8 protein-coding genes are annotated in these 12,500 nt (G+C 65.5%); 3 read left to right on the top strand and 5 right to left on the bottom strand.

Annotated features, from left to right (window positions below):
- Positions 1-417 (top strand): tetratricopeptide repeat protein (locus ADBZ5N_RS12720; protein ID WP_526257844.1); only part of this gene is annotated, 417 nt, incomplete at its 5' end.
- Here ADBZ5N_RS12720 and ADBZ5N_RS12715 read toward each other — a convergent pair.
- The 4 genes from ADBZ5N_RS12715 to glgA form a co-directional block, all read right to left on the bottom strand.
- Positions 418-1,668, bottom strand: coding sequence for a glycosyltransferase (locus ADBZ5N_RS12715; RefSeq protein WP_526257843.1), 1,251 nt, complete (start codon positions 1,666-1,668; stop codon positions 418-420).
- A gap of 41 nt (positions 1,669-1,709) precedes the next feature.
- Entirely contained in the window at positions 1,710-3,911 is a 2,202-nt protein-coding gene (gene glgB / locus ADBZ5N_RS12710) for a 1,4-alpha-glucan branching protein GlgB (protein WP_526257842.1), read from the bottom strand.
- 187 nt (positions 3,912-4,098) lie between these two features.
- Complete coding sequence (locus tag ADBZ5N_RS12705; RefSeq protein ID WP_526257841.1) at positions 4,099-5,676, bottom strand: alpha-amylase family glycosyl hydrolase; 1,578 nt, start codon at positions 5,674-5,676, stop codon at positions 4,099-4,101.
- A 2-nt stretch (positions 5,677-5,678) separates the two neighbouring features.
- Complete coding sequence (gene glgA, locus ADBZ5N_RS12700; RefSeq protein ID WP_526257840.1) at positions 5,679-7,127, bottom strand: glycogen synthase GlgA; 1,449 nt, start codon at positions 7,125-7,127, stop codon at positions 5,679-5,681.
- Between the two features lie 451 nt (positions 7,128-7,578).
- Between glgA and glgP the strand changes: the two genes are divergently transcribed.
- Both glgP and ADBZ5N_RS12690 read left to right on the top strand, forming a co-directional pair.
- Complete coding sequence (gene glgP / locus ADBZ5N_RS12695; RefSeq protein WP_526257839.1) at positions 7,579-10,218, top strand: alpha-glucan family phosphorylase; 2,640 nt, start codon at positions 7,579-7,581, stop codon at positions 10,216-10,218.
- 31 nt (positions 10,219-10,249) lie between these two features.
- Positions 10,250-11,005, top strand: coding sequence for an MspA family porin (locus tag ADBZ5N_RS12690; RefSeq protein WP_526257846.1), 756 nt, complete (start codon positions 10,250-10,252; stop codon positions 11,003-11,005).
- 15 nt (positions 11,006-11,020) lie between these two features.
- On the opposite strand, the gene ADBZ5N_RS12685 is transcribed toward ADBZ5N_RS12690, so the two are convergent.
- Positions 11,021-12,475: a neutral zinc metallopeptidase gene (locus tag ADBZ5N_RS12685; protein WP_526257845.1), complete on the bottom strand. Its 1,455-nt coding sequence runs from the start codon at positions 12,473-12,475 to the stop codon at positions 11,021-11,023.
- Between the last annotated feature and the right edge of the window lie 25 nt (positions 12,476-12,500).

The raw sequence follows: 12,500 nt of genomic DNA, 5'->3' as shown, positions 1-12,500 counted from the left end.
CAGCAGGTGGACCCGGCTCTGGCCGATGCCCGTGACAAACTGGATTCCGGCGACTTCGTCGGTGCCACGGCCGCCTACCAGGTGATCCTGGATTCCGATCCGGACCACGCAGAAGCCAAGGGAGCGCTGCGGCAGGTCGCTTTCCTGCAGCGCGCCTCGGCCCACCCCCCGGCCGTGATCGCCGCTGCCGATGCGGCACCCGACGATATTGAGGCGGCGTTCGCCGCCGCGGATGTGCAGGTGCTCAGCCAGGATCCTGCCGGCGCCTTCGACCGGCTGATCGCACTGATCAAGCGGACCGGCGGAGATGACCGCACCCGGGTGCGGACCCGCCTGATCGAGTTGTTCGAGTTGTTCGACCCCGCCGATCCGGACGTGATCGCCGGCCGTCGCAACCTCGCCAACGCGCTGTACTGACTAGCGCCGGTCGATCAGGCCGCGGTAGATGGCGAGGATCTTCTCGGTCTGAATCGACTGTCGCGGAACGTGGTTGTGGGCTTGGAGGGCTGCAACCATTTCATGGAGTTTGGCCCGGTTCTGGGCAACCGTCGCAATGGCGTCGGCGATGGCCGCCGGCGAGGGCTCGGCCGCCAGCAGCCCGCCGTTATCGGGCACCGACTCGACCAGTTCGGGGTCGCAGTAGATGATCGGCAGGGAAGTTGTTGCCGCCTCCAGCAGGACCATGCCCTGCGTTTCGAAGCCGTAGGAGGTGAACAGCAGGGCGTCGGCCTCCTTCATCTTGGTGAGGCATTGCTCCCGACCGATCCATCCGTGGTGGCGAATCCGTGTGGACAGACCGAGGGAATCGACTGTCTCCCGCAGGCTCTCCTCCAGCTGGCCTGCGCCGTAGATGTCCAGCGTGCAGTCCCGCACCCGGGAAACGGCTTCGACTGCCTCCAGAACTCGTTTCTCCGCGGAGAGTCGCCCGAACCACACTAGACGAAGTGGTTCTTCATCTGCCTGTCGGTGGACTTCCGCGGCGATCGCCCGGTCGATGATCTCATCGTCGATCCCGTTGGAAATGACCGAAACAGGTTGGGTGACACCACGTTCGATCAATGTCTGCCCGAAATGTCTCGTGGGTGCGATGACATGGTCGACGGCTTGGGCGTGGGTGACCATGAAGCGCCACGCCAGGCGTGCCGCCGCACTCTCCTGCCGGGTCGTCAGCGTGACTGCCGACGCGCCCTCGCGTCTTTGCATGCGGCTGACGACCCAGGCCAGAAACACCGGAGCAGCGCAGGCCTGATCGAAATAGGCGTCGTAGCGAGAGTGCTTGGTTTGGACCACCGGGATTCCGTGCCGCCGGGCGGCCTGTGCCCCGGCGACCGCGACGCCCAGGTCGCCCTGGACGTGGACGACGTCGACCGGACCGCGAGTGGCGAAGGCCTCATCGATGACGGCGCCGTTCGTTGCGGACGGCCAAACGAAGACGAAGTCGTTGTACTTGCTCAAGATCCGCGCAAGTTTGTCCAGTATCGGTACGGGCTTGAGTTCCACGACATCCGGATCGGGATCAGGCGTGGGATCAGGCGTGGCCTCCAGCGGTGGGGAGAACACCGTGACCCGATGTCCGACTTGCTCGAGCGCGCGACGCTGGCTGGCCACCGATATCTGGGCGCCCCCACTGGTGGCTGGGTGAAGATCGGTGAAGAGCGCGACATGCATGAACCGAAGAACCCCTTGTTTTCCGACGGGTCAACTTACCGTCAGGCGGGTTCCAGCCACAACGCGGAGGTGGGCGGCAGCACCAGTGTCGCCGATGCCGGCCGGCCGTGCCAGGGCTCATCGGTCGCCTGGACCGCCCCCATGTTGCCGATGCCCGAACCGTTGTAGACCGTCGCATCGGAGTTGAGGACCTCGCGCCAGGTGCCGGCCAGCGGTAAGCCCAGCCGATAACCAGAGTGCTCATTGCCCGCGAAGTTGAACACGCATGCCAGCACCGACCCGTCGGAACCGTAGCGCAGGAAGCTCAGCACATTGCTCGCCGAATCGTTGGCGTCGATCCACGAGTAACCCTCCGGCCGGGTGTCCTGGCTCCACAGCGCCGACTGGCGTCGGTAGATCGCGTTGAGGTCGGCCATGAAACGCTCGATACCGCAGGAGAAGCCGTTCTCGTCGAGTTGATACCAGTCCAGACCGCGCTCCTCGGACCACTCGGCGCGCTGCCCGAAATCCTGGCCCATGAACAGCAGCTTCTTGCCCGGGTGCGCCCACTGGTAGGCCAGCAGGGCGCGTAATCCGGCGGCCTTGACGTGGTCGTTACCCGGCAATCTGCCCCACAACGTGCCCTTACCGTGGACCACCTCGTCGTGGCTGATCGGCAGCACGAAGTTCTCGCTGTAGGCGTAGAGCATGGAGAACGTCATCTCGTGGTGGTGATAGCTGCGGTAGATCGGATCGCGGCTGATGTAGTCCAGGGTGTCGTGCATCCACCCCATATTCCACTTCATCGAAAAACCTAAGCCGCCCAGGTTTGTGGCCCGGGTGACACCCGGCCACGATGTCGACTCCTCGGCGATGGTGACGATGCCGGGAGAGATCTTGTGCACGGTGGCGTTCATCTCCTGCAGGAACTGCACCGCCTCAAGGTTCTCCCGGCCGCCGAAGGCGTTCGGTGTCCAGCCGCCGGCCGGGCGGGAGTAGTCCAGGTACAGCATCGAGGCCACCGCATCGACCCGCAGGCCGTCGATGTGAAACTCCTGCAACCAGTACAGCGCGTTGGCCACCAGGAAGTTGCGCACCTCGGGGCGGCCGAAGTCGAAAACATAGGTGCCCCAATCCAACTGCTCGCCGCGGCGCGGGTCGGAATGCTCGTAGAGCGCAGTCCCGTCGAAGCGGCCCAGAGCCCAGGCATCCTTGGGGAAGTGCGCCGGGACCCAGTCCACGATCACCCCGATCCCGGCCCGGTGCAGCCGGTCCACCAGGTAGCGGAAGTCGTCGGGTGTGCCGAAGCGAGATGAGGGCGCGTAGTAGGAGGTGACCTGATATCCCCACGAACCGCCGAACGGGTGCTCGGCCACCGGCAGCATCTCCACATGGGTGAAGCCCTGGGCCACAACATAGTCGGTGAGTTGCTCAGCCAGTTCGCGGTAGCTCAGTCCGGGCCGCCACGAGCCTAGGTGTACCTCGTAGGTACTCATCGGCCCCAACACCGGGTTGGAGGCGGCGCGGGCCGCCATCCACGCGTCGTCGTCCCAGGTGTAGTCCGAGACGAACACCCGCGAGGCGGTCCGCGGCGGCACCTCGGTGGCCAACGCCAACGGGTCGGCTCGGTCGGTGACCGAACCGTCCACGCCGTGGACCCGGAACTTGTACAGACCGTCGGGGGCGAAGCCGGGCCAGAACAACTCCCACACCCCGGTGGAGCCCAGCACCCGCATCGGAGCGTCATTGGCGTCCCAGCCGTTGAACTCACCGATCAGGCTGACGCCCTTGGCATTCGGTGCCCACACCGCGAAGGACACCCCGTCGACGACCCCGTCCGGGGTGGTGAACGACCGGGGATGTGCTCCGAGGATCTCCCAGAGCCGTTCGTGGCGGCCCTCGGCGAACAGATGCAGGTCCACCTCGCCCAGGGTCGGCAGGAAACGGTATCCGTCGGCGACCGTCAACGTCACCGGATTACCGTCGCCGCCCGGATGGCTGACCTGTAGGCGGTAGTCGGCCAGGTTCGTGAACGGCAACGCGACCGCGAACAGCCCGCTGCCGAGGTGCTCCATCGGGTAGCGCCGGCCACCAACCAGTGCGGCCACCTCCAGTGCGTTCGGACGGAGTGTGCGGATCACGGTGTGCTCGTCGTACTCGTGCGCGCCGAGGATGCTGTGCGGGTCGTGGTGTATCCCGGCGACAAGCTTGGCCAGTTCACCGGGGTCGGGGGCGAGATTCGGATCGCTGACGTTGCGGGTCATCCTCGGCTCACTTCCGTCGTCCGGCGCCGGGTATTGAGGCGAGGACCGGGCTCCAAACCGTCGTCTGGCTCGACAATCAGCTGGGGCGGGATCGTGGTCATCGGTGCGTCGATGCTAACAGCCGGTTCGGCGCTCAACTCGACGACGGCGGAGTCCTCAGCGGTCACTCTCTGCCTCCGGAAGGTGTTCAGGTGGCATGGGCGTCAACGAATCGGGCCTCGAACTTGTCGAGGCTGAGCGTGCCGACGCGAGGTAGGGCAACCTCGACCGGTTCGGCGGACAGGTTGAAAAGCGCGATGATCTGCTCTGCGCCGAATGCTCGTTCGAATCCGATGACGGGCTCGGGCAACGTGAGCGCCGTCAGCGTGCCGAGGCGTAGCGCCGGGTGCGTGCGCCGCTGCGCCAGCAGGCTGCGCACGGTGTGAATCAATGCCGTGGGATCGGCCTCGGCTTTGTCAACCGCGAGCTTGCGGTGAGCCTCCGGGACTGGAAGCCAGGGCTCGCCGGTGGTGAACCCCGCCTGTGGTGCAGCGGCCGCCCACGGCATCGGGGTGCGGCTGCCGTCGCGCCCGCGAAATGCAGGCCAGTAGGCGATGCCGAAAGGATCCCGCAGGTCCTCCTCGGCCAATTCGGCCTCGGTCAAAGCCAGTTCCTCACCCTGATAGAGGCAGACACTGCCTCTCAGCGACAGCAGAAAGGTCATCAGCAAGCGGGCGAACGCGGGATCGGGCGAAGACCCGCCGGGACATGGGTTCCAACGGCTGACCGCACGCTCCACGTCGTGGTTGCTGAACGACCAGCAGGGCCATGAGTTGACCTCCAAAGCGGCGACATCGCGGATCAGAGCGGAGATCGTGGGCCAATCGAACCCACTGCGAAGCGGGCGAAGCGTGTAGGCCATGTGCAGCCTGTCGTCACCGGCGGTGTAGCGGGACAAACGTTCGAACGCACCAGGCTGGCTGGAGATCTCGCCCAAGGACACCGTTCCGGGATATCTGTCCAACAAAGCGCGGAAGCGCCCGAGTAACTCCGCCGTCTCAGGCTGCAGGATGTCATGAATATGCTGCTGTCGGGCAAACAGTTTTGCCGAACCTACCGTCGTCGGTAACGGCGCAGCCGGATTGTTCCGCAGAGATTTGTCGTACAGCACAAAGTCGATGGCATCGAGACGGAATCCGTCTACGCCACGTCGCAGCCAGAATTCGCCGGTCTCGAGAACCGCATCCACCACGTCGGGGTTGTGCAGGTTCAGCGCCGGCTGGTAGGTCAGGAAGTGGTGCAAGTAGAACTGGTGCCGCCGCGGCTCCCATGTCCAGGCAGCCCCGCCGAACACCGACAGCCAGTTGTTCGGCGCCGTTCCATCCGCCGCCGGATCAGCCCAGATGTACCAATCGTGTCTAGGATTGTCCTGGCTGACACGGCTTTCCAGGAACCATTCGTGGCGGTCCGAGGTGTGGCTCCACACCTGATCGATCAGGACTTTAAGGCCCAAAGCATGAGCTTTGGTCAACAACATGTCGAAATCCGCCAGGACGCCGAACAAAGGATCGACCGCGGTGTAGTCGGCGACGTCGTACCCGAAGTCTTTTTGCGGCGAGGCGAAGAACGGACACAGCCAGATAGCGTCGACACCCAGTGAGGCGACGTAGTCAAGTTGCTCTGTGATGCCCCTCAGATCGCCGATACCATCGCCGTTGCTGTCGAAGAAGCTTCGTGGATAGATCTGGTAGATCGTCGCTCCGCGCCACCAATCTTCCTGGTCCATCGCTAGTCGTCTTGTATCGGGCTCGGTCCGTCTGTCAGCAGACTCCGGTACAGCGTGGCGTAGGCCGCGGCGCTTCGAGTCCATGACACGTCCTGTGCCATAGCCTGCTTCTGCAACTGCTGCCACAAGGCGGGATCTGCGAAACAATCCGCGGCGAAGTCGAGGGTGTACTCGAGGTTCGCCTGGTCGATCGTCGAGAACTGAAAGCCCGTTGCGACGCCGTTGGCCAATGTCGCATGGCTGGCGGCGATCACCGTGTCGCTGAGTCCGCCGGTGCGGGAGGTGATCGGGATACAGCCGTAGCGCATACCGGAAAGCTGGGTCAAGCCGCAGGGCTCGAAACGCGACGGCACCACGATGGTGTCGCAGCCGCCGTGGATCAGGTGGGCCAGGCCTTCGTCATATCCGAGGAGTATCCCGACGCGGCCGGGATAACGGTGGGCAACAGCACTCAACGACTGCTCCAGGTCTGATTCACCCGTGCCGATCAGTGCCAGTCGCGCTCCGGTCGAGACCAGGTGATCAATACTTGCGGCGAGCAGGTCCATTCCCTTCTGGGTGGTCAGCCTGCTCACCACCCCGTGCAGGATCCCGTCTCCGCGGTTGAGATCGAAGCGTTCCTCCACGGCGCGTTTGTTGGCCGTGCGTCTGGTCAGCGTCTCCGCGGTAAAGCGTTGCGGCAGAACGGGATCGTTGGCCGGGTTCCATGCGGTGTCGTCGATGCCGTTGACGATCCCGCGCAGTACCCCCCGGCGTGATCGAAGGAGCCCATCCAAGCCCATTCCATACTCGGGGGAGCAAATCTCCCACGCGTAACTGGGACTGACAGTGGTGATGCGATCGGCGTAGGCGATGCCGCCTTTCAGATAGCTCACTCCGCCGTAGTACTCGAGCCCATCGACGGTGAACGTCGCTGCGGGCAGGCCAAGCATCGCGAAGTCGCTTGCCGGGAACTCGCCTTTGAAAGCGATGTTGTGCACGGTCATCACCGTCTTCGGGCCGCCTTCGTACCTCGCGTAGACCGCGCCGAGGCCGGCTTGCCAGTCGTGACAATGCAGAACGTCGGCCCGATAGTCGCGCGCCCGGCCGGAGGCCAAATCCGCCGCCGCCTTGGACAATGCCGCGAAACGCATGGCGTTGTCCGGCCAATCCCTGCCGTCGGGGCCGAGGTAGGGGTTGCCCGGGCGGTCGAAAAGGTGCGGAGCGTCGAGGGCGACAATTGGCAAACCGGCGGCGGTGCCGCGTAACAACCGCGCGGGGCCCCCGAACAGATCCGAGTAGCGGTACGTCACCTCGGCGGACTCGAGTGCGGCTAGCACCGCGGGATACCCGGGTATCAGGCTCAGTACTTCGACGTCGTGGGCAGCCAAGGCGCCGGGCAACGCACCGGTCACGTCGGCAAGTCCGCCGGTTTTGATCAGCGGGAAGAGCTCGGATGTGGCAGAAAGCACCTGGATGACTGAAGTGAGATCCCGCGGTCTCATCTGGCGCCTAACGGTCTGACTTCGCTTTGGTCATGTGGTTCGAAACCCTCCCAGCCTCCCGGACCCGACCGGTGAAAAATGATGCTTGTTCTGGTCGAGAGCGGATAGGTGCGCAAGTCCAGACGCTATCAGTTTTCCGTCACGTGGGATGTCGAAAGTCGACGAGAACGCCCAAGCGGCAAGTCGGTCGAACCCGTACGGAGCACTCCGACACGGTGACCCAATCGCCGTTCCGCCACGCTCCCGGCGCGGGTCGTCCAGCCATTGATGATGAAAAACATGCTGCGCGGTAACGTAATCCGTCTGGATCGTCCCGGAAGGCTACCGGCATCGACGGCATCGGCGTGTTGATCACCAACTCCACACCGTCATCGTCGAGAACGGCGGCCGAACGCGAACCTGCGTAGTGTCATGACCCGTGAAAGCCCTTCGCAGGTTCACCGTTCGTACCCATCTTCCCGAGCGGGTCTCGGCCCTGGCGCAGTTGTCGACCAACCTACGATGGACCTGGGATCGGGATACCCAGGATCTGTTCGCCAGCGTCGACCCGCAATTGTGGGCCCGGATCGGACGTGACCCGGTGGCTCTGCTCGGCGAGGTCGACCCGGCGCGGTTGGACGCGCTCGCCGCCGACCACGCATTCACCGAGCGGTTGGACCGGATCGCCGGCGGCCTCGAGGAGTACCTTCGCCGGCCGCTGTGGTTTCAGCAGTTGCAGGGGTTGCAGTCGCGCGGCGGCTCGGCGCTGCCCACGGGCATCGGCTATTTCTCGATGGAGTTCGGAGTGGCCGAGGTGCTGCCGATCTACTCCGGTGGTCTGGGAATCCTGGCCGGTGATCACCTCAAAGCCGCCTCAGATCTGGGCCTGCCGCTGATCGGGGTGGGCCTGAACTACCGGTCCGGCTACTTCCGCCAGTCGTTGACCGCCGAAGGCTGGCAGCACGAGAACTACCCGGCGCTGGACCCGCAGGGATTACCGATTCGCCTGCTGACTCATCTCGGCGGCTCGCCTGTGCTCGTCGAGGTGGCGATGCCCGAGTCGCGCATGCTGCGGGCCCGGGTGTGGATCGCCCAGGTTGGCCGAATTCGATTGCTGCTGTTGGACTCCGACATCCAGGAGAACGACCACGACCTGCGCCACGTCACCAACCGGCTTTATGGCGGCGACCAGGAACACCGCATCAAACAGGAGTTGCTGCTCGGTGTCGGCGGGGTGCGGGCCATCCGCGCCTTCACCGCCATCGAGGGCCACCCCATGCCTGACATCTTCCACATGAACGAAGGGCATGCCGGATTCCTCGGCCTAGAACGGATCCGTGAACTGATGGCGGGCGACGGGCTGGACTTCGACTCCGCCCTGGCTGTGGTCCGGGCCAGCACGCTGTTCACCACCCACACCCCGGTCCCGGCCGGCATCGACCGCTTCCCCCGGGACATGGTGGAGCGCTACTTCAGCGAGGACACCCCGCTGGTGCCCGGGGTGCCGGTGGCGCGGGTGCTGCGGTTCGGCGCCGAGAGCGATCCTGACAAGTTCAACATGGCCCATATGGGCCTGCGACTGGCGCAGCGATCCAATGGGGTCTCCCAACTACACGGCCAGGTCAGTCGGGCTATGTTCAACGAACTATGGCCCGGCTTCGATGCGGCCGAGGTGCCGATCGGCTCGATCACCAACGGGGTTCATGGACCGACCTGGGCGGCGCCGGAGTGGCTGGATCTGGGGCGGGACCTGGCGGGTTCAGAAGAGGCGCTGCGTGAGCCCACGGTCTGGCAGAACCTGCAGCAGGTGGACAGCGGCCACATCTGGTGGATTCGCAGTCAGCTGCGCGCCAAACTCGTCGAGGACGTACGCCGCAGACTCCGTAAGTCGTGGCTGGAGCGTGGCGCAATCGAAGCCGAGTTGGGTTGGATCGGCAACGCTTTCGATCCGGGTGTGCTCACGGTCGGGTTCGCCCGCCGGGTACCGACCTACAAACGGCTGACTCTGATGCTGCGGGACCGGGAGCGTCTGGAAGCGCTGCTGCTCGACGACAGCCGGCCCATCCAGTTGATCGTGGCCGGCAAGTCCCATCCGGCCGACGACGCCGGTAAGGCGTTGATCCAGCAGATCGTCCGCTTCGCCGACCGCCCCGAGGTACGCCATCGCATCGCCTTCCTGCCGGACTACGACATGTCGATGGCGCGGCTGCTTTATTGGGGCTGTGACGTGTGGTTGAACAATCCGCTGCGGCCGCTTGAGGCGTGCGGTACCTCGGGGATGAAGAGTGCCCTCAACGGCGGGCTGAATCTGTCGATCCGGGACGGCTGGTGGGACGAGTGGTTCGACGGCGAAAACGGTTGGGAGATTCCCAGCGCCGAGGTCGTCAGCGAGGAACGCCGCGACGATCTGGAATCGGCCGCGCTCTACGAGCTGCTGCAGAAGTCGGTGGCGCCGACGTTTTATGACCGCGACCACAACGGTGTTCCCGGCCGCTGGGTCGAGATGGTCCGGCACACGCTGCAGTCGCTCGGGCCCAAGGTGCTGGCCTCCCGGATGGTGCGCGACTACACCGAGCAGTACTACGTGCCCGCCGCGAGCTCGCTGCGTCGCACCGTCGAGTCGGTCGACGGCCTGCCGTTCGGCCGGGCCCGGGACCTGTCCACCTACCGCCAGCGGGTCACCGAGGCCTGGCCGCATGTGCAGATTCACGACGTGGACAGCACGGGTCTGCCGGACACTCCGCTGCTGGGCTCCCAGCTGACCCTGACGGCCACCGCCGTGCTGGCCGGTCTGCGTCCCGACGAGGTACTCGTCCAGGCGGTGCTGGGCCGGGTCGACTCGACCGACATCCTGCAGCAGCCGGAGTACATCGACATGACCTACACCGGTCCGGGAGAAGGCGGCACGGAGTGCTTCTCGGCGACCACGCCGCTGCCGCTGGCGGGTTCGATGGGCTACACGGCCCGGGTGCTGCCGCGCCACCCGCTGCTGGCCGGAACCGCCGAGTTAGGCCTGGTCAAGCTAGCTGCCGACGCTGAGAAGGGGGACTCCGAGCCTGCTGTCTACACACACCTGTAGGTTGCCTAACGGAGGTGTTACGGCGGTGGTGATGGTGCCCGGGGCGAAGCGGGGTGCGGCTCTACTGGTGGTTGCGGGCGCAATCATGACGGCGGCGCCGGCGGCGGCAGAACCGCCACCACCTGCCCCCGGTCCGGTCGCGCCCGCCGATCCGGCTGTCGTGCCCGCGGCGGTGGCCGATCCCGGTGCCCCGCCGCCGCCGGTGAACGACGCCTCGGTGGTGTCCAGTCCGCCGGCGACCACCAAGACGCCCGACGGCTGGACGATGACGCTGTCGGCCAAGGACGAGAAGCAGGCGCCGATCGCCCCGTTGACCACCGCGATCTCTACGCGGGAATACGAGGTCGGGGGAGTTTTCAACGGGGACCTCACCGGCGGGGACGACACTCCGGCCGGGGTTTTCGAGGTGGGGTACCAAATCGGCTGCGGCATCGACATGAGCACGTCCAACGGTGTTTCGATCACCGGCACCGCCGGGCTCAACCCGTCGATCGCCTACTTCGGTTTTGACTTCCCGGGGGTCGCTCCGGATGGTCTGACCCCGGCGATCGGCGCCAACCTCAACGGCGGCGTCACCGTCGGACTCAAGCCCGGGTTCGTCAACACCGTCCCGGTCACCAAGAAGCGGTTCGAGTCGGCCCAACCGTGGGTGTCCATCACCGGGTTCCGCATCAAGATCGACGGCTGCGTGGGGGAGTCCTTCGTCCGCTCCTACGCCATCATCACCAAATCAGACAACTCCGGCGACGCCATTCTGTCCTGGTACGGCACCACCAAAGCGGTCTAGGGCAAGGCGGTCTGGCTAGGGGAAGCGTTTGAAGCAGCGGTCGGCGTCGCCGAGGACACCGACCCGGAACGCGTCGATGCGGGAGAAGCCGGCCGGCACCGTCTCGCCGTTGACGTCCCCGGCGGCCAGGCCGTTGGTCAGCAGACCCGACACCGCCTCGTCGATATCCCCGGCCGTCAGTGCCACCGTATTGCCGTCCGGCGTGGTGATGGTCTTGGACAGCTTCGTCGTCGCCGCCCCGGTCAGGCAGGCAGTCCGCAAACCGGTTTCGGCGGTGTCCAGGCTCAGACCGCGCTCATGCTGCAGGGCCACCATGTAACGGGAGACCAGAGCCGAGTAAGCGGTGTTGTCGCCCTGCAGTGTCGGACCGTCCACGGCGGCGTCGAACCCGTCGGTGGGGGTTCCCAGTTCCTGAAGCGCCGGCAGGTCGACGGCAATGGTGTTGGTGGCCGGGCAGAACGAGACCGGGGGGCTGGGCCGGGCGTCGGAGCATCCCGACGCCGCGGCGGCGTCGAAGCTGACCTTCGGCGGGTTCGGCGTGGGGTACAGCAGCCCCATCGCGTCGATCATGGCTTTGACCGACCGTTCGGTGACCGGTAGTTCGCCTGTCTGATCGGACGGCAAGTCCACCGGTAGGTCTCCGCGGCGCTCCTTGATCTCCTTGAGGGTGATCGCCGCACACGCCGCCGCGCCGTCGGTGAACCCGAACTGAAACGCCGAGATCCGCTCGAACGCCGACCCGTGCTCGTCGCCGACGCTGTAGCCCTCATCTTCGCTGAGCACCGGGTCGCGGAACGAGATCATGGCCGCCAGCAGGTTATTCAGACCGTCGCCGGTGTTGAGCGTGAATCGCGGCGACTTGCCTTCGGCCACCCACCTCAGGTACACCCCGGAGAAGCAGTCGGCCTGCTGCTCGGTGACCAGAGTGGGTATGCCGCGGGGATTGATGCCGGCCATCTTCTGGATGGCGTGGCCGTACTCGTGGGCCAGGACCATCGTGATCGCCATGTCGCCGTAGGCGTTTCGCAGCGAGGGCATCAGCACGGTGCGGTCCCAGCCGATGGTGCCGTCGGTTTCGCAGAAGCCGGCGTTGACCAGTCCCTCGGTGGTCTCGCCGCAGAAGGTGCCGTCGTAGGCGTCGGAGTCCCAGGAGAACAACTCGTTGACCGGTGTGAGTTCCCCGTCGAATACGTCCGGGTAGGCGAATTTCCAGAACTCCTCGAGGTCGCTGACTGACTGCCCCGCCAGCGTGTCGACCTCGCCGCCGTCGGTGTCGGTCACCTCGCGAGACTCGGCCTTGGCGTCCGGGCGCAGTCCGGTCGGCCCCTCGACGGCCTCCAGTCCGCCCACTTTGAACGGATCGGCGAACACCGAGACCGGATTGCCGGAGATGGCACCACCGCAGGAGGTCAGCGTCGCCATGGCAGCCGCCGCGGCGAGCAGACGTGGCAGTGTGCGGGACCGGCGCATGGTCACCACCATAGATCGCCGACCA

Origin of the sequence: Mycobacterium sp. (genome assembly GCF_044370595.1) — a bacterium.
Taxonomy (GTDB): Bacteria; Actinomycetota; Actinomycetes; order Mycobacteriales; family Mycobacteriaceae; genus Mycobacterium.
This window is presented reverse-complemented; position numbering and strand designations above follow the sequence as displayed.

What these genes read in the sequence shown, in the direction of transcription:
- ADBZ5N_RS12715 (WP_526257843.1), bottom strand. Translation starts at nt 1,668, where the DNA reads ATGCATGTCGCGCTCTTCACCGATCTTCACCCAGCCACCAGTGGGGGC.
- glgB (WP_526257842.1), bottom strand. Translation starts at nt 3,911, where the DNA reads ATGACCCGCAACGTCAGCGATCCGAATCTCGCCCCCGACCCCGGTGAA.
- ADBZ5N_RS12705 (WP_526257841.1), bottom strand. Translation starts at nt 5,676, where the DNA reads ATGGACCAGGAAGATTGGTGGCGCGGAGCGACGATCTACCAGATCTAT.
- ADBZ5N_RS12690 (WP_526257846.1), top strand. Translation starts at nt 10,250, where the DNA reads ATGGTGCCCGGGGCGAAGCGGGGTGCGGCTCTACTGGTGGTTGCGGGC.
- ADBZ5N_RS12685 (WP_526257845.1), bottom strand. Translation starts at nt 12,475, where the DNA reads ATGCGCCGGTCCCGCACACTGCCACGTCTGCTCGCCGCGGCGGCTGCC.